The organism is Deinococcus yavapaiensis KR-236, from assembly GCF_003217515.1.
Lineage (GTDB): Bacteria > Deinococcota > Deinococci > Deinococcales > Deinococcaceae > Deinococcus_A > Deinococcus_A yavapaiensis.
Window position 1 is genome coordinate 37,964 of record NZ_QJSX01000012.1, and the last position, 21,722, is coordinate 59,685.

Below are 21,722 nucleotides of genomic sequence, written 5' to 3' on the forward strand. Positions count from 1 at the left end.
CCGGGGCATCGAAACGAACGATGTATCCGCGCGAGCCGCGAGCGTACCTTGACCACCAGCGAGGCGGCGACCGGCCGCCTCGAAGGAGGTTCTCGATGCACAGTCCGAAGAACAAGCGTGTCCTCTGGCCCCTCACCTTCGCGGTGACGACGCTGCTCGCGAGCTGCGGCGGCCCCCGTCTCCCCTCTCCGAACGACGGGCTCGTCACGTTGACGCTGCGCGCTCCCTTCGCGGCCCGCGACGCTTCCGGCGTTCGACCGCAAGGCCTGCCCACCGACGCGGGCGGCGCGAGCGCCGTGAGGGACGTGCGCGTCCGGGTGTTCACGAGTGACGGAAGCCTCGTGAAGTTCGACGCGCAACGCCACGCCGACCCGAACGGGACGGTCGATCACCTCGACCTCACGCCGAGCGCGGCGAGCGCGAACGTCGGCCTCGCGCCGGGCTCGTACACCTTTCAAGCGGCGGGCGCGAGCGACTCGGCGAACGGGGTCCTGCTCGCCTTCGGCCGCTTGGAGCGGCAAAGCGTCACGGCGAACGGCGCGGTGACCCTCAAGCTTCAAACCCTGATCGGAGACGGCGCGGTGGCCCTCACGAGCGCCCTGCCGATGAACGCCGTCGTGCCCGGTCAGACGTTCGACGTGCTGCTGAGCGTCAAGACGCCCGACGCGAACGGCGCGCGGTACACGGTGCCCCTCGACGACTTCCAAGTCGAGTACGCGCTCGACGCGAACCTCGGCCACGTCAAAGCGAGCGGGAAGCTCGGGGCGCGCGTCACGGCCGCCGCCACGCCGAGCGGCGCGACGTTCACGCTCGGCGCGACCGTCACCGGCCTCGGCGCGGCGGACGCGGAGACGGCGGCAAGCAAGACGTTCGGCGCGACGTTCGCGTTGCCGTTCTTGTCGGGAACGGGCGTGAAAGTGGACTTCGACGCGCCCGACCTCGGCGTGGACACGCCGCAAGTCGCGGGCGGATCGGTCCTGGTGAGCGGGTCGAGCTTCGACGACGTCGGGCTGAGCAGGCTCGAAGTGTTCGACGGTCCCGTCCTCGTCGCGAGCACGGACGACGCGGCAGGCGCCGCGAAGGTCACGTTCGACGTCGACGACGCGGGCCACCTCACGAATCGCTGGAGCGCCGCGTGGACGAATCCGGAAAGCGGCGCGCACGCCCTCACGGTGATCGCGACGGACACGAGCGGCAGCGAGACGCGGCGTGAAGTGGGCGCGACGATCGGAGGCGCGAGCGGCGGTGGCAGCGGAGGGGGTTCGAGCGGTTCCGTGTCGCCCGCGCCCGATTACAGCGCGTCCGTGGGAAACGTGATCTCGGCGAGCGGCGGCGGTACCCTGGCCACGGTCGGCGCGGACGGCGCGAAGTACACCTTGACCTTTCCGCCGAACGCGCTCGCCGAGGACACGCAGATCACCATGACGCCGCTCGCGTCGATTGGCGGCCTCCCCTTCGGGGGGCCGCTCGCGGGCGCGGTGAAGCTCGAACCCGACGGCCTGCAGCTTTACCAGTACGCCACGCTCACGATTTCGCCCGCCGCGCCCCTCGCGGCGGGCGAAATCTCGCCCTTCTCCTTTCGCGGCCCCGGCGTCGACCTCGACGTCCCGGCGCTTGGGGCGGACACGACGTTGCAACGCTACACCCTCAAGCTGTCGCACTTCAGCGGGTACGGCGTGGCGAGCGGCACGGACGCCGAGCGCGCCGCCCTCGCCGCGCGGGCCGCGCAGTACGGCACCGAGGCCGTCGCCTCGGAAATTCGCGATCTTCTCAACCGCGAGCGGCTCGCCGCTTTGGCCGATCAGCCGGGCGATCCGCAGTTCAGAGAAAAGCTCGACGCGCTGATGAACCGCATGTATGACGAGAACGTCGCGCCGTACCTGGCCGACGCCTCCTCGAACTGTACGATCGGTCGAAGCCTCGTTCCGTCGTTCTTGAACTTCGTGCGGCAAGCCGAATTGATCGGCGGCGGGCACGACGCGCAAGAGCAAGCGGCCATGGACGCCGTTCGAGGGTCCGTGCAGGCGTGCTTGCGAGAGCAGACGCAGCCGTGTGTCACGCCGACCTTGACGGCCCTCTTGGAGCTCACGCGAACCGTTCGGCAAGCGGCACTGCTCGGCGTGAGCGACGAAGGTGCGATGGGCGCTTCGACGTGCGGCTGGAAAGGCAAGCTCGAGCGCGACGTTCACACGACTTGGAACAAGCACGAGAACAACTGGACGGAGACGTTGCAGCGCGACCAAAGCCTCGAAATCGAGCTAACCTTGCCGACCGCGAGCGAAATGATCGACATTCTCGCGGGGCGCGGCACGCACGCCAACCAGACCTTCGCCTCGTACAGCTCTCACCACGAGTTGAACGTGTCCGTGAGCGGTCCCGAAGAGGACCGCGACTGGACGGGCCGGATCATCTGCTCGGAAACGTACACCCGCTTTCAAGGCGACAAGAGCGTGGAGGAAGGCGAGTCGCACGAGAGCGCGGGCGGCGCCGTTCAATTCAGGGACGGCAAGTGGATCGTCAACTTCGGCGGCCCGACGATCTTCACGCAAGACACGCGCACCCTCTCGATTATCGAAAGCTACCCGTGCCACACCGCGCAAGACGTGAACAGCGTGCAGACGACCGCCCGCCCGTCGTCCGAGGGGGTCGGCTTGTACGCGGAAGTGAGCGGGGACGCGAACACCACCGCGCTCCACGGCACGTCCAAAGGCCCCGAGGACGGCGGCGACACCACGGACGTCGTCACGTACGACCTCACCTTGCTGCGTCGGTGATCGTATGAACGAGCCTTCAAACTTTCAGGTGCGCGTGGCCCGCGCGGGCGAGCGACGCGTCTTGACGCTCGGCGCGTGCCGCTTGGCGTTCGTGGACGGCCCGCCAAGCGCCACGAGCGGCACGACCCTCGAAGTTCGCTTGCCGCCGTCCTTCGACGAGTGGCCCACGCGCGCCTTCCTCGTCACCTGCGTCACGTACTTCGTCCTCGAAGGCGACGTGCGCTTCACGACGCCCGAGCGGGATTTGACGCTGGGCTCCGAAGCGTCGTTCGTCGTGCCCGCCCGCCTGCCGCACCGCGTCTCGAATCCGTCGAGCGACGCGGCACGCTTGCTGCTCATCGCGCCGTCCTCGATCGTCGGAGCGTACTTCGAAAAGCTCGCGAACTTGCGCGCACGCTCGCGCGCGTGGCCTCCCGAAGACGGGCGAGCCTGGCAGGCGTTGTGCCGCTCGTGCCGCGTCTTGGAAGACGGGCCTCTCCTCGGGAAAGGCCCGCCGTGAGTCGCTTACTCGCCCGCGTCGTCCGCGTTGGCGTCGCTGAGGCCGAGCGCACCCTTGAGGTCGCTCGCCGCTTTGAAGGCGACCTTCTTGCCCGCCGGAATTTGAATGCGCTCGCTCGTGCCGGGCCGCACGCCCGTTCGCGCCGCCGTCGCACGCACCGACAGAGTTCCGATGCCCGGCAGGCCGACGCTGCGTCCCGTACGCAACGCTTCGGCCACGATGTCCACGAAGGCGTCCACGGTGGCCCGCGCGTCCTTCTTGCCGAGGGCGCAGCGGTTGGCGAGTTGATCGGCGAGGTCGGTCTTGCCGAGGCGGCCCACGTCGCGCGGCCCGGTCTTCGTGACGGGCGCGTTCTCCTGCGGATCGCCCGACGCGGCGGCCTGTAAGGTGTCGTCTTGCAGCAGGGCTTGCGTCTTGTCCTTCTTGGCCTTCGGGTTTTTCTGCGCCATGGCGCCATCTTGAGGGCGAAGACGGTCCTTGCCCAGAGAGCAAACGTTCACGGATGAGGATGGGAGCGAGCCCGACCGAGCTCGCCCCCATCCTTCGCGTCACGCGGCGTCCTGAGTCATGCCGAGAACCGCGAGCGGTCGCTCGGCTCGGCGAGCGGCACATTCGAACGAATCGCTTGCGCGAGGAGCGCCGTTTCCGGCAAGGGCGCCACGCCGAGTTCGCGCCGCAGCGCCTCTCGCAGCCGCTCGAAGCTTCGTAAGGCACGGTGGCGGTTGCCGGTGAGGGCGTGCAGCCGCATCAAGCGGCGATGCGCGTCCTCGGAGAGAGGATCGAGGTCGAGCAGGCGTTGCAGGCACACGAGGGCCGCTCCTTCGTTTCCGGCGCGCTCCAAGCGCTCGGCGCGGTCGCGCAGCGCGAGCAGGAACCATTCTTCGATGCGCGCACGCTGCGCGAACACCCACTCTTCCAACTCCGGGCAATCGTCGAAGTCGCAGCCGTGCAGCAAGCGGTGATCGCCGAGGTCCGTGTCGTCGCGCCACCTTCCCCGCACGATTCCAGCAACGTCCACGGTGACGTTCTCGGCGAGCGTGACACAGTCGCGGCCCGTCACGATCGTCGCGCCGATCGCGGCGTGCAGTTTGCGCAGCAGTTGCACGAGGTTGTTGCGCGCGCTTTCCTCGCGGGTGGCGGGCCACAGCAAACTCGCGAGGCGGGCGCGTGGCGTGTCGCCCTCCAGCACGAGGTAAGCGAGCAGGGCCGCCGTCTTGCGCTCCACGAGCCACGTTCGCCCCGGCGCGACCTCGGCGCGCGGCGATCCCAGCAGGCGAATCGCGTAGCAAGGCGTAGGAGTCGGGTGAATGAAGTGGCTGTCGTTCGTCATGTCGAGGACCTCCGGTGAACCGCGCCGTGCCGAGGCGCGCTCGTTGCCCTTGCAGGGTACGGGCGCAGGGCCTTTCTCGGCATCCTGCATTCGAGGGAGCGGCGTTCGAGCACTTCGGGTCGAAACGAACCGAGTCGGCGAAGTCCTCGTTGAAATGGACGATGCGAAGGTCGCGCGGGCACTCCTATCCTGACCGTGACTTCAAGGAGGCACGGCGCGCATGATCGACACACTTCCGCTCATTCCCTCGTTTTCGACCCTTCGGCTGCACTTGAGGCCGTTCTCGAGCGAAGACGCGCACGACGTGTACGTCCTCGCGAGCGACGTTTCGGTCGCGAAGTTCACCTTCGTGCCTCATCCGTATCCGGTCGGGGCCGCCGCGTCGTGGATCGACGGGCACGAGGAGGAAGCGCGCTCGGGCCGTCAACTCTCGTGGGCGATCACGCGACGAGAACGCCTCGTGGGGTGCGTGGAGCTCGCCTTCAACGACTTTCACGGCTGGGCCGAGATCGGCTTTTGGCTCGGGGCGCCGCATCGAGGACGCGGATACGCGACGGAGGCGGCCGAGCGCGTGCTCGCGTACGCCTTCGAGAAGCGCGGGCGGCGCCGCGTTCAAGCGGCGGTGTTCGTCGAGAACGAGGCGTCGGCCCGCGTGCTCGCACGGCTCGGCCTGAGGCGTGAAGGAACGTTGCGCGCGTACGGCCGCCCGAGTTCGTGGCGCTCGGGCGATTCGTGGATGTACGGCATGACGCGGCAGGACTTCGAGCGGCGTTGACGCCCTTCAGCCGTCGAGCCAGCCGAGTTCGATCGCTCGGCGCGCGACCATCACGCGCGTCGTGACGCCGAGCTTCGAGAAGATCGCGCGCAAGTGCGCGTTCACGGTCGGCACGCTGACGCCGAGTTCCCGAGCGATCTCGGCGTTCGACAAGCCTTCGGCGACGAGACGCGCGACGTCACGCTCACGCGACGTCAAGTCCGTCAGCACGTGACGCCCCTGCGCCTCGCTCGCCGCTCGAGGTTCCTGAGGCTCTTCCCAGGCGCGCAAAGTCGCTTCCGCCTGCTGAAAGCGACTCGGCGACACGCGGTCTCGGTAGGCGGCCAAGGCTTCTTTGAGCAAGTCACGCGCGCTTCGCTCTTGGCCGCGTCGATGCGCGACGTTCGCTTGCCCTTCGAGCAGGGCGCCGACGAGCGAGAGGACGCCCGCTTGCCGCGCGAACCGTAACCCCTCGGCGAACTGCTCGCTCGCCGCGTCGAGGTCGCCGCGCGTGAGATGCCAGACGCCGAGTTCGTTGCTCACCTGAGCGACGAGCAAGGGAGAAGCGGTGTTCGACGCGAGCGTGAAGGCCTCTCGCAGCCACGCGCTCGCCTGCTCGAAGTGGCCGAGGCGCGTGGCGACGCGGCCGTTCGCGCACAAAGCGTCGACGAGCAAGGCGCCGTCATGATGCAGGGTCCGCGCGCGTTCGAGCACGTCCTCGTACAGGCGCGCCGCCTCGGCGACGCGCGCTTGGTGTTCGAGGGTGTGGCCGAGGGCGTGCCGCGACGTCGTGACGCCGAGCGCGTCGCCGAGGGCGACGTACAAGTCGAGGGCTTCGTGGGCGCGCGCCTCGGCGAGGTCGTCGCGGCCTGAGCGGCCCTCGACGTACGCGAGCAACATCAGCGTGTGCGCTTCGGTCGTGTGGTCCGCGACTTGGCGCGCGAAGACGAGGGCTCGCTCGTGGTCTCGCCGCGCGGCGCTCAAGTCACCGCGCAGCAACGCGAAGTTGCCGGAGACGTTGTGCAGGTGGGCGCGCGTACGGGCGTCCATGTCGTCGGCGCGTGACAGCAGCAATTCCACCCAAACGCGTCCCTCCCCGATCGACGCGCCGTGCATATTCCAGTATTGGTAGAGGCCGCGTTCGAAGCGCACGGCGAGGTCGATTCGGTTCGAATCGACCGCCCACGAAAGCGCTTCGCGCAAGTCGTCGTACCGCGCCCGGACCCAGCGCACGTACGTGTCGCGGTCCGCGCGTGGATCGCCCGCCGCGAACGCCGCCTCCAAGCCGGACAGGAAGAAGCGCGCGTGCGTTTCGCGCGTCGCCTCGGCGAGACCCGAGACGTCCAAGCGTTCGAGCGCGTATTCGCGCACGGCCTCCAGCAGCGAGAAGCGAGGCTCGCCCGCCTCGGACAGCGCCCAGCCCTGCTCGACGAGCGCCGAGAGGGCGTCGAGAGCGTCCGAGCCGAACAAAGCGCGGACGTCGGAAGCGGTGAAGCTGCCTTCGAGGACCCCGAGACGCGCGAGCAGCGCTGCTTCCTTCTCGCCGAGCAGGGCGTGACTCCAGTCCATCGTCGCGCGCAGCGTGCGTTGCCGCTCGGGCAAGTCGCGCGGACCTCGCGTGAGGAGTCGCAACGGTTCGTCGAGCGCCTCGACGAGGGCGGAAAGCGACAGCACGCGAACGCGCGCGGCGGCCAGTTCGATGCCGAGCGGCCACCCGCCGACGCGCGTCACGACGTCCGCCGCGCGCCGAATCTCGTCGTCCGTCCACTCGAAGTCGGGGCGAATCGCTTCGACGCGCCGCATGAACAAGCGCACGGACGGCACCTCGGCGAGAGCGTCGGAATGTTCACGCTCACGCCTCGACGGCAACGCGAGCGGGCCGACGGGAACCTCGTGTTCGCCGCCGAGTTGCAGCGGAGCGCGGCTCGTGACGAGCACCTTGACGCTCGGCGCTTCCACGAGCAGTTCCGCGACGAAGTCGGCGGCGTCCAGCACCTGCTCGAAATTGTCGAGGACGAGCAGGGCGTGAACGTCACGCAGAGCGTCGAGTACGGCTCGTACCACGTCGCCGCGAATGGTGAGGCCGAGCGCTTCGGCGAGCACGTGAGGCACGAGGGACGGCTCGCGCACCGTCGCGAGCGGCACGAAGAACGCTCGACGCTCGAAGTGCTCGGCGAGGTCTTGCGCGAGGCGCGTGGCGAGGGTCGTCTTGCCGACTCCGCCGAACCCCGTCAGGGTGACGAGGGCGACGTCGTCACGCAGCAGCAAGGCGCGGCACGCGGCGAGCTCTTCGGCTCGCCCCAGCAGTTCGGCGATCGGGAATCGAAGGGGGCGGCGCTGGTCGAAGAGAGAATCGCGCGGCGTCACGATTCCCTCAGTGTAGGTCAGCGTGCCCGACGTTCGCTCGCACGGGCGTCGATTGCGGAGCGAAGGCGGCGAACGGCGGCTCACGTTTCGCGGTTCGTGCGCCGCGTATGATTGATTGATTCGCAGACCCGATTCGACGCTTCGTTCGAGTCGCGCGCCCTCTTCGACGTTCTCCCGAACGTCCGACTTTCATTCCATGACTCAATTTCCCTCGACTTCGTTGATTCTCTCTTCGCACGACTTCGACGCGTTCACCGATCCGTTCGTGTTGCTGGATCGAACGTGGCGCGTCGTGTTCGCCAACGAGGCTGCCTCGCGCCTGCGTGGCAGTGCTGCGGGCGAGCTCGTCGGCTTGCCGTTCCACACGGCCTTTTCGGTTTCGCCGAACACCGACCTGGACGTGGTGGCGCACCGAGTGATGACCACCCGCGTGCCCGAGACGTTCGAGACGTACTACGCCACGGTTGACGTGTGGGCGCAGGGCATGGTTTTTCCCTTTCAAGACGGGCTCGGGGTGCTGTACCAAGACGTCACCGCGAAGAAGCGCGCCGAGGCGCGGCAAGAGACGCTGTACCGCGTGACGTCCGAGCTGAGCCGCGCGATCACGAAGGCGGACGTCGTGAACGTGATTTTGAGTCAAGCCGTTCCGGCGGCGCGAGCGACGAGCGGCGCCGTCGGCGTGCTCAGCGATGACGCAGAGACGGTGCGCTTGCTCGGGACGCGCAACTACTCGACGGAGTTGCAAGCGCGCCTCGCGGAGTTTCCGGTCGCGCTCGACATTCCGGGCGCGTTCGTGGTGCGTACCGGCGAGGCGGTCTTCGGCGACACGCGCGCGTTGGAGGCGCGCTTCTCGGCGTTTCGGTCGATTCGTCCGAGCGGACTGACGAGCATGGCCGTGCTGCCGCTCGAAGCGTCGAACGCGCACTTCGGCTTCTTGGCGCTCGTGTACGAGGGAGACGAGCGCCAATTCGACGAGGGCGAGCGGCAGTTTCTGTCCGCGCTCGCCGGGCAGTGCGCGCAAGCCCTCGAGCGCGCTCGGCAGTCGCGGCGAGCGCTCGAAGAGGGGCAGGCGCGGCGAGCGAGCGAGGCGGCGCTCGCCGAGGAACGCGCGTACCTGGCCGCGATCTTGGAGCACCTGCCCGTCGGCGTGGTGATCGCCGAGTCGCCGAGCGCCCGCATCACCCTCGGCAACGCCCGCGTGGAGGAGATCTTCGGGCATCCGGTGCACTTGTCGCAAAGCGTCGACGAGTACCGCGTCTGGAAGGGCTATCACCTCGACGGCCGACCGGTGCAGCCGCACGAGTGGCCGCTGGCGCGCGTCGCGACGAGCGGCGAGACGACCGTCGGCGAGGAGTTGGTGTACGTGCGGCCCGATGGAACGACGCGGGTGATCGACGTGACGAGCGCTCCCGTGAAGGACGAGGCGGGCACGCCCATCGCGGCGGTCGTGGTGATCGACGACGTCACCGAGCGCAAGGCGGCCGAGCGGGCGGTGCGCGACCTCAACGCGAACCTCGAAGCGCTCGTGGAAGCCCGCACGGCGGAACTCGCCGAGCGCACGCGGTCTCTCGAGGCGTTCGTGGACTTCGCGGAGGCGGCGGGCACGGCGAGCGACGTGCGGACCCTCGCGCGGCAGGCGCTGGGCGTGTTCCGCACGTTCTTCAACGAGTGCAGCGCCGCGTACTACGAGCGAGACGGGCAGATGTGGCGAGCGCAAGTGTGGACGCAGGACATCGCGCCGGAAGTCGTGGCGAGCATCACGGGCGGCATTCCCGTGGACGCGCCCGCCTTCTGGCAGGCGTCGTCGTCGAAGCAGCCGGTGTTCGTGGACGGGTGGGATCCCGAGCGCGAGCAGGTCGCGGCGACCGAAGCGTACGGCACGGTCGCGCTGTACCCCCTCACGGTGGGAGGCGAGGTGCGCGCGATGCTCGCCGTGGGGCTCAAGGACGCTCGGCAGTGGCGCGAGCGTGACAAGGCGGTCGTGCGAGCGGCGGGCCGCAGCCTCAACCTCGCCGTGGAACGCGCCGACGCCGCGGCGCGCCTCGAAGCTCAGCGCGCCGCCTTGGAAAACCGGACGCGGGTGCTCGAAGCGTTCGGCGAGCTCACCCGCGACCTCACGGTGAACGCCGATCCCGTCGCGCTCATTCGGCGCGCGCAGGAAATCGTGCTGTCGCTGCTGCCCGAAGGGTTCGCGCCGTACTACGTGCGTGACGGGCAGGTGTGGCGCCTGGTCGTGCAAGTCGGAGAGCGCCGCAATCCCGAGATGCAGCGCATCGTGAACGCCGGCTTGCCGTTCGAGTCGCAGTCGCTGCGCCGACCGTACGAGACGGGCGAGCCGTACTATCAAGACGCCTACAACTACCAAGAGGACCACTTCCGAATCGATTGGGCGCAGATCGGCGCGGTGGCGAGCTTGCCCGTGCGTGTGGCGGGCCAAGTGCACGGCGTCTTCGCGGTCGCCTTGTTCGGGCAGCGCGGCTGGACGGACGCTGACCGCGCCTTGATGGAGACGGTGGCGCGCAGCCTCGGCTTGGCGCTCGAAGCGGCGCTCAGCACGTCGACGCTGCAGCAACGCACCTTGGAGTTGGAGCGCAGCAACAAGGAGTTGGAGCGCTTCGCGTACATCGCCTCGCACGACTTGCAAGAACCGTTGCGCACCGTGGCGAGTTACACCGACCTGCTCGCGCTGCGCTACGGAGGGCAACTCGACGCGCGGGCCGAGAAATACCTCACCTACATCAAGCAGGGGTCGTTGCGCATGCGCAGCCTCATCCAGGACTTGCTGAGCTACTCGCGCCTTTCCACGAACGACGCGCCGACCTCGACGAACGCGAACGTGGCCTTGGAGGACGCCCGCGACTTGCTGAGCGGCTTGCTGAGCGCGTCGGGCGCGCGCCTCTCGAGCCAAGCTCTGCCGTCCGTCCGCGTGGGGCGCGCCCGCCTCACCCAACTGTTCCAGAACTTGATCGGAAACGCCGTGAAGTTCCGCCGTGACGGCGTCACGCCGACCGTGCACGTCGGGGTGGCACGAGAAGTCGTGGCGCGCGAGGAACCTTGGTGGCACTTCACGGTGTCCGACAACGGAATCGGCATCGAGACGCCGTACCTCGAGCGCATCTTCGACGTGTTTCAACGTCTTCATACCCGCGAAGCGTACGAAGGCAACGGCATCGGGCTGTCGATTTGCCAGAAGATCGTGGAGCAGGCGGGCGGGCGCTTGTGGGTGGAGTCGGTGCCGGGCGAAGGCAGCACGTTCCACTTCACGCTGCCCGGCGTGGAGGACGGCGCGTGAACGGCGAGACGGAGGCGGCGCTCGGCTCGCCCGTGGTGCTCGTCGTGGACGACAACGCCGCCGACGTGGACTTGACGCATGAAGCGCTCGCGGACGCGCGCCCGGACGTCGAGATGCACGAGGCGGCGACGGGATCGGACGCGCTCGCGTTTTTGCGAGGGCCGGACGGAGCGCGCGTTCGCCTCGTGTTGCTGGACCTCAACTTGCCGCGCGTGCACGGCTTCGACGTGCTGAGCGCGCTGCGCGCCCTGCCCGAGCTTCGCGCCCTGCCGGTGGTGGTGATGACGACTTCGGACGCGGACGACGACGCGCGGCGAGCGGCCGCGCTCGCCGCGAACGCTTTCTTGCGCAAACCGATCGGGTTCGTGGAGTACTCGGCGATGGTGCGCGCCTTGTTGGCACGCTGGTTGCCTCTGGTGGAATCGTAGCGGCGAGCGACGAAAAACGAGGAGCGCGCCGCGGCGCGCCCCTCCCAGTGAGGTGAAGTCAGGCGGCTCCTTCGTGATGAGCGGGTTGGGACGCCATGGGAGCCGAGATCAGCGGCTTGAAGTCCTCGTCGTCCACGAACTCCCAGCGGCGTTTGCCCGCGAGGCCGAGCAGCACGCCCAGCACGGCGAACAGCGACAGCCTGACCATGAACACGCCGTACTGCCCTTCGAAGGCGCCCGTGATGGCGTGCCGGAAGGCGTTCACGGTGTAGGTGACGGGCGTGTACGCGTGAATGTCTCGGAAGAGGGCGGGCGCGACTTCCACGGGGAAGCTGCCGCCCGACGCGGCGAGTTGCAAGATCAGCAAGATGACCGCGAAGAGGCGTCCCGCCGCGCCGAACAGGAAGATCAGCGCGAGCACCGCCGAGAGGAAGGTGAGGCTCGACGTGACAGCGGTGAGGGTGACTTGCAGCGGGTCGAGGTAGTTCACGCCGAGCAGGTGCACGCCCCACACGACGAGCAAGGCTTGCGCGACGACGAGCAGGGCGGGCGCGGCGGCTTTGCTCAGCATCCGCGCGAATTGCCGCGTGGACCGACTGCTCTCGGGCAACTGCTGATACGGAAAGATGAAGGCGGTGAGGGTCACGCCGATCCACAAGGCCATCGCCATGAAGTACGGCGCGTAGCCCGTGCCGTTGTTCTTCACGGGCGCGAACGCTTCGACGACGGGTTCGACGCTCGCGGAGAGACCCGCCGGGTCACCGTCGAGCTTCTCGACGCTCGCCGGGATCTCGTCGTGGAGACGCGCGAGCCCGTCGGCGAGTTGCTTCGCGCCGTCGTCGGCCTTGGCGGTGCCGTCGCGCAGTCGGTCGGCGCCCGCCGTGAGGCGCCGCAGACCGCTCGTGAGGTCGCCGCTCTTGTCGGCGAGCGTGGCGGCGCCGTCGTCGAGACGCTTCAGGTCGCCGGAGGCGGGAAGTTGCCGCGTGATGTCACGCAAGGCGTTTTTGATTTCGGCGTTGCCCGTCACGACGCGGTCGACGCCCGCGCGAAGATCGCTGGCGCCGCGAGCGAGGTCGCGAGCCCCCGTGGCGGCCCGCGCGGTGTTCGCCGCGAGGGTGTTCGCGCCCGTCGAGACTTGCCGAGCGCCGTCGGCGAGCCGCGCCGCGCCCGCCGCGAGCTTCGAAGCGCCCGTCACGGCGGCCTCGCTGCCCGACCGAGCTTCGGCGAGCTTGTCGGCGAGGGTGGCCGCGCCGCTTTGCAAGGTGGCCGTGCCGCTCGCGAGTTCGGACGCGCCGCCCGCGAGTTGGCGAGCGCCTTGAACAGCCGTCGTCGCGCCCGTGCGCGCTTCGTCGAGCTTTCCGGCGAGGACGGTCGCGCCTTCTTGCAGGCGGGCCGTGCCTTCGGCGAGTGGCCGTGCGCCGCCCGCGAGCTTCGAGGCGCCCGTCGTCGCCTCGGTCGCGCCTCGAGTGAGGGCGGGCAGGGCTTCGGCGAGGCCGCCCGCTCCTTGCCGCACCTGTTTCGCGCCCGCGGCGATGCTGGCGGCGCCTTCCTTGAGCGGCGCGGGCAGCAGGGACTGGGATTGCACGGCGGTCTGCAACTGGCTCGTCGCGGTGGCGAGGTCGGTGGCGCCTGCGCTCACGGCGGCGGCCCCATCGCTCGCCGCTTGCAAGCCGCCTGTGAGTTGTGGCAGCTTCGCGGCGAGGTCGGCGCTACCCGCCTGCATGCGCGTGGTGCCCACGCTGGCGTTCTTCGCGCCGTCCGCGAGGCTCGACGCTCCTGTCGAGAGTTTCCCGAGGCCGCTTTGCAGCGTCGGAAGTTGCCGGGCGAGCCGTTCGGCGCCCGTCGCGAGTTTCGAGGCACCGTCGTTCGTGCGCGCCGCGCCGCTCGCAAGGTCGGCGGCGCCGCTGGCGAGCTTGCCGAGGCCGCTTTGCAAGCTCGGAAGTTGGTCGGCGAGCTGAGCGCTTCCCGTTTGCAGTCGCGCCGCGCCCGTCTGGATCCCGCGAGCGGCGCCGCCGAGCTTCGAAGCTCCGCTCGACAGCTCTCCGAGGCCCGAGGACAGGTCGTTCGCGCCGCTTTGCAGACGGGCGGCGCCTTCTTGGAGGGGAGCGAGGCGTTCGGCGCTCGGAGCGGCGGCTTCGAGTTGCCGCAGGCCGGTCGCGAGCTTCGCGCTGCCGCTCGTGAGGCGGTTGACCCCGCTCGCGAGGTCGGTCGCGCCGCTCGTGAGGTCGGCGCTGCCGTCGGCGGCTTCTCGTGCGCCGCTCGTGAGGTCGGCGGCGCCGCTTCGCAAGTCGCCGGTGCCGCGATGTAGCGCCTCGGCGCCGTCGCGCAGGCGCGCGGTCGCCGAGCGAAGGTCGGCGAAGCCGGTTCGAACGTCGCGCAAGGACTTTTGCACGGCGTCCCAGCGGTGCTCGCCGAGCTCTCGGTTGAGCTGGTCGGCGAGGGTGGTGGCGAAGCTGTTCGCGACGCGGCTCGCGAAGTAGCTGGTGCCTTCGGCGACGTAGAAGTCGAGCTTGCCGTGTCGGCCGGAGTCGCCCGCGAGGGCGTCCTTGGAGAAGCTCTTGGGAAGCGTGAGGGCGAAGTACGCGTCGCCCTTGCGCACGGCTTCTCGCGCGGCGGCCTCGCTGAAGTAGGTTTTGAAGGCGAAGTTGGCGTCCTTCGTGAGTTCACGGACGGTGTCGCGGCCGAGGTGGTAGGTTTCGCCGCGCGAGGTGGCACCTTCGTCGAGGTTGACGAGGGCGACGGGCAGATGCCGAAGATTGCCGTACGGATCGAGGGTGCTGCCGAGGTTGATGGCGGCGTACAGCAAGGGAACGGCGGCGATGGCGGCGGCGGAGATCCACATCATGGGGTGGCGCCACAAGCTGCGCTCGGCGGGTGTGAGGATCGAGAGGTCGCGTTTGAGGCTCATCGGGACTCCTGGGTGGTCGGGAAAAGGAAAAGCGAAGGCCGGAAGTTCCGGCGGACAGCTCAGTATTCTCTCTTATTGAAGAACTGTCAACTGACGATTTGTCATTTCGTGCTACAGTGAAGCCATGAGCGCCGCTCCGCCTCGCCGCCGCCTGCAAGCGCAAGATCGCCGCGACCAGATCCTGCGCACAGCTCGCGACCTCTTCATAGAACGCGGCTTCGAAGGGGTCGGCATGGCCGATCTCGCCGACGCCCTCGGCACGTCCCGCCCCACCATCTACACCTACTTCCCGTCCACCATCGCCATCCTCGAAGAGCTCCTTCGGCAGCGTCTCGACGCCCTGCCCGAACGGCTCGCGCGCCACCTGCACACCGAGGAGCCCGTCTCGTTCGCCGCGCTCTTCGAAGCGATCTTGCAAGAAGAAGACTTGCTGAGGTTGCTCAACAGCGGCGGCGGTCCCCTCTTCCGCAGCCGACGTCAGGAGTTCCTCGGCGCCCTCGAGGCGCGCCTCGACCTGCGCCACTTGCCGGGCATCAAAGGCGAGACGCTGCGCCGCCATCCCCTGCTGCTGCCGCTGCTGCTCGACTTGCTCACGAACGCCGCGTACAACAAGCTCAATCGGCACGACGTCGACCTCGCCGAGCTCACCGCGCTGCTCGACGTCTTCGCGCAAAGCGGCGTGCGCGCCGTCGCCGAACTTCCCTGACGTCCGGAGCCTGTCACGCGTCAATCATGCCGCGTCGTCCAAGATGCCCGAGAGTCGAAGGCAGACTTCCCGCCTCGCCTCGGAAAGGACGACCGCTTGAACGCCACCCAGCCCAGCTCTCGAGCACGCGCCGCCGACGCCTTGTCGATCGACGTCACCCTCACTCCGCACACCTATCCGCACGTTCTGCACACCAGCCGCCCGCTCGGCCTGCGCGAAGACCGCAAAGAGGCTTACCACGCCCTGCTGCGCGACATCGTCGAAGGACAAGCCGACAGCGACGACGTGCGAACCTGGCTGCGCCGCGCCGCCAAAGAACGCACCTTGGCGAGGCTTCCGGGCGCGCGCGAAGGCGGGCACTTCGTCTTTCCGCTGCTGCTGTACGTTCGCGACGCGCCGCACGTCGCCGTACATCCCGACGATCTTCGGCTCGTCACCTGACCGAGGCATCGCCGACGGCCCGCAGAAAGGCCGTCGTCGCCAGCAGGGCGGCGAGCCACCTCGCCAGGCAACGTTCCCACGCGGACGTCGAGCGCACGACGAGCGTCCAACCAGCCTCCGTCGAGCGACACCACCCGCCAAGCCAAGCTTCGAGGACGCCCACCTTCCACGCGCACAGAACGTCGGCGCGCAACTTCGCCGGATGCCAGCGCGGCACGACGACCGCTCGCTCCACCGAGAGGCGCCAGTGCAGCAAGTCGGTGACTTGTCGCGCGGTGAGCGACGAGACGGCGCGCAAACGGACGAACTCCAAGTCCGCCGCGACGAGGACGCCGTGCGCCGCGAGGATTCGTGCGAGTTCCGCGTCATCGAGCGCGCGGCGTAGAAGCGTCGCCTTCAAATGCCGACGCGTTCGCCGTTGCAGCGACCGTCGAAGCGCCGCGTCGCGCGCGTCGCGCACTTCGAGGAGCGCGCGGGCACGCCGCTCCCGAAGCGAGAGAAGATGCCGCGCCGCGTCCGCGCGAACTCGCCCCGCGTTCACGCTACGCGCGAGCGCCCGCACTCGTTCGGCCTCGCGAGCCACGAGCGAAGCGAGGGAACGCGCCGCGAGAGGCGCGCCCCTCCACGCGAAAACCACGAGTGCGAGCCACGAGAATACGCCCCAAGAAGACGTCGCGGACGGCGGCAACAGAATCGGCAACGAGGCGAGCAAGGTTCCTCCACGCGCGACGCGTACGACGCGCGCCCGCACTTCCCGATCGGAAAGCGTCGAAGGCGAAACGCTCGGCGTTCGAATCCCCGGAAAGGCGGCTCGACCTCGCTGGACGGGTGTGACGTTCGAAGGCGTGGAGCGAAACGTCGAGGTGCCGAGTTCCGCGTCGAGCGCGCACCAAGGACAAGAGACGCGCCGAGGATGCGCGTGCGAAGGATTGCGCGCGCACGTCACGAGCGAGCGCTCCAAACGGTGCAGCGCGGACGTCCACGCTCGGGCACCGGGACGACGCCAGCGAGACGTGAAGGCCCGCTCGAACAAGCGCCGCACGTCTCGCGGCAAGACGATGACGGGCAAGGTGCCGGGCGGCGCTTGCACGCCGCTTCGACCTGTGCGCGGTCCGTACGCGTAGGCCCGCCTGCGTATCGCCTCGCCCAGCGCGGGCGGTTCGGCGGCCCAAACTCCGGCGAACGGATAGCGTCCCGAGAACAGCAAGAGGAACACGGCCGTCGCGAGCCCGAAGCGGTCGTGCGAGCGCGTTCGGCGAACCGACCGTAAATCGTGTCCTTGAAGCTCGGGCGGCGTGAAGGCCTCGGTGCCGACGCCGCATGGAAACACCTCGCGACCGAAGGTGACTTGAAAGGAGTCCACGTCGATGAAGCGGACGCGAGCGTCGGGCCCCACGAGGATGTTGTTGGGGTTGAGGTCGCCGATGACGTGCCCATGGCGGTGCACGACGTCCACGGCTTGCGCGAGGTGTCGCGCGACCCGAACGAGGAAGCGCCAATCGGCCTGCGGAAAGTGCTCGGCACGAAACCGGCTCGCCGTGAGGTCGTGAAGCGGTCGGTAGGAGGCGGGAATCCGCGGAAGTCGCACACCGACCGGGACGCCCGACGCGTCGTGCACGGACCCGAGCGGCCAAGCGCCGACGTCCACGAGTTCGGGTGTGACTGCCCGAGTCATCAAGGCGATCTTGCGCGCGTCACGCTCGCTCGGACGGCGTTCGTACAGCTTCACGACCTCTTCGGGCCGCGAAGCGACTTCGTAAACGCTTCCTTCGCCGCCGCGTCCCAGGAGACGGCCGAGCGCGAGGGCCGAACCGCTCGCGTCGCGCACCTTCCTCGCGTCGGTCATGAACCGTCCGCGGCCTCCCGCCGAGTCGGGACGTTCGTCGCGGCGAGAACGAGGGTGAGGTCGTCGTCGGTGCGCGTGGAGAGGCGATCGGACGCCAGCCAGGCGTGCAGCGCGTGCGAAAACGCGGCTTCGCTCGTGTGCTCGGCGGCGAGCGACGTGAACAACGCGCCGAAGAACGGCTGGTGCGCGGCGCGATCGGCGATTCGCAAGGCGACGCGCTCCAAGCCGTCGGTGAACATCGCGAGCCGTGTCGGGCGGTCGGACGTCACGAGGCATTGCACGTGGTGCGGCTCGGCGTCCGTCAGGAAGTGCGTTTCGTTGGCGTACTCGCCGTGCGAAGGCCAAAAGATCGGCGCGAAGTCCTCGGTGTTCGCGGCGACGATGGCGCCGTCTCCTATTTGCACGAACAGCGACCAAGTCGCCGTGACGATCGCGCCGAGCAGGGTGCAGGCGAATTCGCGAATCGGCGCGTTTCGTTCTCGTGCCGCGTCCTCGATCGCTCGACGCGAGGCAGCGAGGAGGGCTTCGACGTCGGGTCCGCTCGGGCACCGTGCCTGCCGCCGCCCTTCGACCGAGAAGGCGTCGCAGACGAGTCGGCTGGCGACGTCGGCGTGCACGGCGCTTCCCGCTCCGTCACAGACGACGATCACGAGCCCCTCGTCGTCGACGTGCAGAGAAAAGGCATCTTGGCACGGCACGCCCCGAACTCGGTGCGACGCGCCCGCCACGCTCGCGCCGACCGCGCGCCACGTCGTCACACGTCCGTCCAACCTGTCGGAGGGCTCAAGGGGACGATGGTGCCGGGTGTGCTGCGCGACACGCCTCTAAGACTGCTCGACAGCCACTGGAACATCTGGCGAAATTGCAGGCCGCGCAACTTCACGGGTTCACGCACGCTGATCTGCTTCAAGACCTTCATGTCGGCCTTCTCGACGCCGACGGCGAAGAACGCGAAGGCCCGCGCTTGCTCGCCGTCGTGCACGGCGCGCGCCGCGTCCTGCCACTTGTCGGTCGGCGCTCCGTCGGTCACGAGGAACACCCAAGGCCGGTAGTAGGCGATGCCGTTGCGGCGGTACATGTCCTTGCGAACGCGCAGCATGTCGAGTCCGCGCTCGATGGCGCTGCCCATCGGCGTGTCCCCCTCGGGCAGCAGCGTGAGCGACTCGAAGTCGGCGGCGCTCACGAAGTCGCTCACCGTTCGCACGGGGCCGAACGAGATCACGGCGAGCTCGCAGCGCTTCGCGGCGAGCGGGTCCGCGAGGAGGTCGTCTCGAAAGGCGCGCAGACCGAGGTTGAGCTCGCGCATCGGCTCGCCGCGCATCGAGCCGCTGTTGTCGAGCAGCAGCACGACGGGGCAGCGCGGCTCGGGGTTGTCGGCGAACTCCACTTCCGTGAAGTCGAAATGAGGTGCGTTCGAAGCCATAAAGATCCTCCCCTGCGTTCGTGTTGCATTCATGGTAGCAAAATATTGCAGGCAAGTTGATAAATATCACCAAAAGGGGATTGACTTGGCGATGCAGAATATTTACAGTGTCACCAAAAGAAGCGCCAAGCCTACTGGCACTTCTGCAAAGAATCAGGAGGAGCACGATGATGGACGAACGGAAACAGATCCTGGAACTCGTCGCGGAAGGCACGATCACGGTCGAGCAGGCCGACGAATTGCTCGCCGCGCTGCTCGAACCTCCCCGCCCTGTCGTCGCGCCGCCCGCTCCACCGGTCGCGCCCGTTCCGACGGTTCGCGTCCGACTTCGCGAAAGTCGTCCGGCCCGATCGGCCTTGCCCTCCGACTGGAGCACCCCGACGTTCGAGCAACTGCTCTTGATGGGCAAGTACGGCATCCGGCCGCAATTCCTCGTGGAAGCGCGCGAAGCCGGGCTGGGCAACCTCAGCTTCGAGCAGCTCGTCACGCTCGGGAAGTACGGCGTCAATGCTGCCTACGCCAAAGAGTTGCGAGAAGCGATGGGACAGGCGCTCACCTTCGAGCAATTCGTCACCCTGGCGAAGTACGGCGTGCGCCCCGAGATCCTACGCGCCTTGCGTGACGCCGGCCTCGAAGACTTGGACTTCGACACGGTCGTCGCGCTCGGCAAGTACGGCGTCAGTCCCCAGTTCATCCTGGAACTCGGCGACCTCGGCATGAACGACCTCACGCCCACTCAGCTCATCCAACTCGCCAAGTACGGCATCAGCCCGAAGTTCATTCGGGAAGCGCGCGAAGCCGGCTTCGACTTTCAACAAGGAATGTCTAGCGGAGCCGTCAATGCGGTAGAGCCGGAAGAACCCGAGGAACCCGAGGAACCCGAGGAACCCGAAGAGCCGGAAGAACCCGAGCAGCCCGAAGAGCCCGAAGAACCCGAGGAGCCCGAAGTGCGCGCCGGAGGCGAAGCATGACTCGCCGCCGCTACCCCGTCCTGACCCGCGACCCCATCACGGGCGGCGAGTTGATCGTCACGCGTCTCGAAGGTCCCGAAAGCGGCGTCGTCATCGAAGGCGAGTTCACCCTCGGCTGGATCGCGCGCCTCACGCCCGACCAGCTCGACTTCGTGGGCGTCCTCGTTCGCAACCGTGGCAACGTCCAGAAAGTCGCCGTGGAGCTCGGCGTGGCATATAACACTGCCCGAGCCCGTCTCGACGACATCGTCACCTCACTGGGAGGCGCGCCAGACGCCGAGCCGCCCGCACCTCCGCCGGCCCCGGGACCGTCGCGCATCGACGTCCTGCAACGCCTGCGCGACGGAGAAATCGACTTTCAAACGGCGATGCGCCTCATCGAGGAAGGTCGTCGTTGAGCGACGCGGGAGGCCCTTATGATTCCGGACGTTCAAGCACAACTCACGCACGCGCACCTCGAACGTCTGCGGGAGGAAGCCCGCGTTCACCACCTCCTGGGACGCCGCCGCTCGTGGCGACGCGTGATCGGTGTCGTTTTGATGCGCCTCGCCGTGAAAGTCGAACCTGACTTGGCGCCCGACGCTCGGCTCGTCTGAGCCAAAACGTGAAAGGCGTCCCCGCCGTGGGGACGCCTTTCACGTTCGCGTCACCTCTTCTTCAACACCGTGATGAGCGCTTGCAGTTGTTCGTTCGGGCGTCCCTCCTTGAAAGGATTGAACGGCGTGCCGTTTTGAATCGCCGCGAACAAGCCGTCGGGACGCTGGCCGTTCGCGCCGTTTTGACCGTTCGCCCCGGCCGGACGCTGACCTTGCGGATTTTGGCCGCACCCGTTCGCGGGACGCTGGCCCGTAGCGCCTTGCATGCGCTTGCGACGTTCCTCTTCGTATGCGAGGTCGGCGACTTTCGAGAGTTGCTTTTCAATGAGCATCTTCGTGGCGTCGGCGGGCTTGAGGTCCGTTCTCTTGGCGAAATCCTGCAACACCCGCAGCAACTTCGCCGCTTGCACTTTCGAGAAGGCGAGGCTCTTCGTCTTGTCGACGTCCGCGAGAAGGCGGCGCGTCGGGTCGTCCGAGGGTCGCGAGCAGGGTGCGCCGTGCCGCGTCGAAGGTGCCCGCCTCGACGGTGGGGATGGTGGTAGCATTCGCCGCGTTCACCTGCGCGCCGCGGGCGACCTGAAACGCGAGGTCCGCCGCGCCAACTCGGCGCGTCGGGAAGCGCCACGAGCGCCTCCGCCAGACCGAAGGTCGTTTGAGCGCTCACCGCGCCCGAAGCGAGCGCCAACAGGATCAAGAGGCGTCTCATGTCGGTCCGGGCGGCGTGAGATGACTTGGTCGGCACATGCAGAGGACCCCTTTCGAAGACGTCCCGAGCGCAAGAGCAGCAAGTGAAGAAATCGTGAACCTCAGGCGCACGAAAAAGCGCGACCACTGGGCGTGGTCGCGCCCCCTCGGAGAAGATCAGGAATCGCTTTCCGTCACGACGACGCTCGCGGCGAACTGCGTCGTCTCGCCCGTCGCCTTGTTCCGCAGCGTCACGACCACCGGATACACGCCGTTGGAAAGCGTGCCGTCCGTCGTGGCGAGCAGCGAAAGCGCCACGAGGTCGCCGTTCCAGCTCGCCATGTTCGTCGCCGTCGCGCTGTCGAGGCTCACGTCGAGTCCACTCGGCGCCGTGACGCTCACGAGTTCGAGTTGCGACGTGACGTCTTGTCCCGACGCGGCGTCCACGCCGACGTCTCCGCCACGCACGAACACGCCTGTGTACTCTCCGGAGGCGTCCGCGTTCACCTGCAAGTCGGTGTAGTAGAAGCCGTTGGCGTCGTACGTCTGCAGAAACGACGACTGAGCGAACGCGGCGGGAACGAGCGAGGTCGTGAGGGCGAGGGCCAGCAGGGTGCGATGCAACTTGTTCATGAAGTTCTCCTTGCGTCACGCCTTTTCGCGTGGACGAGCACAAGGTAAGCGGCGGCCGTAAAAAACCCGC

At 68.1% G+C, this 21,722-nt stretch carries 19 protein-coding genes; 10 read left to right on the forward strand and 9 right to left on the reverse strand.

The annotated features are described in order from the left end of the window. The first annotated feature begins 95 nt into the window (after positions 1-95). A complete protein-coding gene (locus DES52_RS14865; RefSeq protein ID WP_110887612.1) occupies positions 96-2,774 on the forward strand; it encodes a hypothetical protein in 2,679 nt (892 codons plus the stop codon). Positions 2,775-2,778: 4 nt separating this feature from the next. Next, complete coding sequence (locus DES52_RS14870) at positions 2,779-3,273, forward strand: cupin domain-containing protein (protein ID WP_110887613.1); 495 nt, start codon at positions 2,779-2,781, stop codon at positions 3,271-3,273. 5 nt (positions 3,274-3,278) lie between these two features. On the opposite strand, the gene DES52_RS14875 is transcribed toward DES52_RS14870, so the two are convergent. After that, positions 3,279-3,722, reverse strand: a complete 444-nt coding sequence (locus tag DES52_RS14875) for an HU family DNA-binding protein (RefSeq protein ID WP_146237306.1) — start codon at positions 3,720-3,722, stop codon at positions 3,279-3,281. A 116-nt stretch (positions 3,723-3,838) separates the two neighbouring features. Further along, on the reverse strand, positions 3,839-4,603 hold the full coding sequence (locus DES52_RS14880; RefSeq protein WP_170131071.1) for an AfsR/SARP family transcriptional regulator: 765 nt from the start codon (positions 4,601-4,603) through the stop codon (positions 3,839-3,841). Positions 4,604-4,823: 220 nt separating this feature from the next. On the opposite strand from DES52_RS14880, the gene DES52_RS14885 reads away from it, so the two are divergent. Next, positions 4,824-5,378, forward strand: coding sequence for a GNAT family N-acetyltransferase (locus tag DES52_RS14885; RefSeq protein WP_110887615.1), 555 nt, complete (start codon positions 4,824-4,826; stop codon positions 5,376-5,378). Positions 5,379-5,384: 6 nt separating this feature from the next. Here the strand turns inward: DES52_RS14885 and DES52_RS23500 are convergent, their stop codons facing one another. Then, positions 5,385-7,724 (reverse strand): LuxR C-terminal-related transcriptional regulator, encoded by a 2,340-nt coding sequence (locus DES52_RS23500; protein WP_146237307.1) that lies wholly within the window; start codon positions 7,722-7,724, stop codon positions 5,385-5,387. 196 nt (positions 7,725-7,920) lie between these two features. Between DES52_RS23500 and DES52_RS14895 the strand changes: the two genes are divergently transcribed. Both DES52_RS14895 and DES52_RS14900 read left to right on the forward strand, forming a co-directional pair. Beyond that, the gene (locus DES52_RS14895; protein ID WP_110887617.1) at positions 7,921-11,016 is read left to right on the forward strand and encodes a GAF domain-containing protein; all 3,096 of its coding nucleotides are present in this window, start codon (positions 7,921-7,923) and stop codon (positions 11,014-11,016) included. Further along, complete coding sequence (locus DES52_RS14900; RefSeq protein ID WP_170131072.1) at positions 11,013-11,444, forward strand: response regulator; 432 nt, start codon at positions 11,013-11,015, stop codon at positions 11,442-11,444. Before DES52_RS14895 ends, DES52_RS14900 begins: the two co-directional genes overlap by 4 nt. Positions 11,445-11,502: 58 nt before the next feature. On the opposite strand, the gene DES52_RS14905 is transcribed toward DES52_RS14900, so the two are convergent. Then, the gene (locus tag DES52_RS14905; RefSeq protein ID WP_110887619.1) at positions 11,503-14,352 is read right to left on the reverse strand and encodes a YhgE/Pip domain-containing protein; all 2,850 of its coding nucleotides are present in this window, start codon (positions 14,350-14,352) and stop codon (positions 11,503-11,505) included. A 124-nt stretch (positions 14,353-14,476) separates the two neighbouring features. Here DES52_RS14905 and DES52_RS14910 point away from each other — a divergent pair, with 124 nt between their 5' ends. Together DES52_RS14910 and DES52_RS14915 are read left to right on the forward strand one after the other, a co-directional pair. Next, positions 14,477-15,058, forward strand: coding sequence for a TetR/AcrR family transcriptional regulator (locus tag DES52_RS14910; protein ID WP_110887620.1), 582 nt, complete (start codon positions 14,477-14,479; stop codon positions 15,056-15,058). A gap of 96 nt (positions 15,059-15,154) precedes the next feature. Next, positions 15,155-15,499, forward strand: a complete 345-nt coding sequence (locus DES52_RS14915) for a hypothetical protein (RefSeq protein WP_110887621.1) — start codon at positions 15,155-15,157, stop codon at positions 15,497-15,499. On the opposite strand, the gene DES52_RS14920 is transcribed toward DES52_RS14915, so the two are convergent. From DES52_RS14920 to DES52_RS14930, 3 genes are read right to left on the reverse strand one after another with little or no spacing between them, the layout of a single operon-like run. Further along, positions 15,492-17,345 carry a hypothetical protein gene (locus DES52_RS14920; RefSeq protein ID WP_110887622.1) on the reverse strand — a complete coding sequence of 618 codons (1,854 nt, stop codon included), beginning with the start codon at positions 17,343-17,345 and terminating at the stop codon, positions 15,492-15,494. The genes DES52_RS14915 and DES52_RS14920 overlap by 8 nt on opposite strands. Next, a complete protein-coding gene (locus DES52_RS14925; RefSeq protein ID WP_170131073.1) occupies positions 17,342-18,103 on the reverse strand; it encodes a PP2C family serine/threonine-protein phosphatase in 762 nt (253 codons plus the stop codon). Before DES52_RS14925 ends, DES52_RS14920 begins: the two co-directional genes overlap by 4 nt. Next, the gene (locus DES52_RS14930; protein WP_110887624.1) at positions 18,100-18,768 is read right to left on the reverse strand and encodes a vWA domain-containing protein; all 669 of its coding nucleotides are present in this window, start codon (positions 18,766-18,768) and stop codon (positions 18,100-18,102) included. The genes DES52_RS14925 and DES52_RS14930 overlap by 4 nt, the downstream gene beginning before the upstream one ends. Positions 18,769-18,935: 167 nt before the next feature. Between DES52_RS14930 and DES52_RS14935 the strand changes: the two genes are divergently transcribed. The 3 genes from DES52_RS14935 to DES52_RS14945 are packed head-to-tail and all read left to right on the forward strand — an operon-like array spanning position 18,936 to position 20,335. Next, positions 18,936-19,739: an SHOCT-like domain-containing protein gene (locus DES52_RS14935; protein ID WP_110887625.1), complete on the forward strand. Its 804-nt coding sequence runs from the start codon at positions 18,936-18,938 to the stop codon at positions 19,737-19,739. Further along, positions 19,736-20,137 (forward strand): DUF2089 domain-containing protein, encoded by a 402-nt coding sequence (locus DES52_RS14940; RefSeq protein WP_110887626.1) that lies wholly within the window; start codon positions 19,736-19,738, stop codon positions 20,135-20,137. The genes DES52_RS14935 and DES52_RS14940 overlap by 4 nt, the downstream gene beginning before the upstream one ends. Positions 20,138-20,155: 18 nt before the next feature. Then, positions 20,156-20,335: a hypothetical protein gene (locus DES52_RS14945; RefSeq protein WP_110887627.1), complete on the forward strand. Its 180-nt coding sequence runs from the start codon at positions 20,156-20,158 to the stop codon at positions 20,333-20,335. A gap of 50 nt (positions 20,336-20,385) precedes the next feature. Here the strand turns inward: DES52_RS14945 and DES52_RS14950 are convergent, their stop codons facing one another. Together DES52_RS14950 and DES52_RS14955 are read right to left on the reverse strand one after the other, a co-directional pair. Then, positions 20,386-20,880 carry a hypothetical protein gene (locus tag DES52_RS14950; RefSeq protein WP_146237308.1) on the reverse strand — a complete coding sequence of 165 codons (495 nt, stop codon included), beginning with the start codon at positions 20,878-20,880 and terminating at the stop codon, positions 20,386-20,388. Positions 20,881-21,196: 316 nt separating this feature from the next. Then, a complete protein-coding gene (locus DES52_RS14955) occupies positions 21,197-21,652 on the reverse strand; it encodes a hypothetical protein (RefSeq protein ID WP_110887629.1) in 456 nt (151 codons plus the stop codon). Between the last annotated feature and the right edge of the window lie 70 nt (positions 21,653-21,722).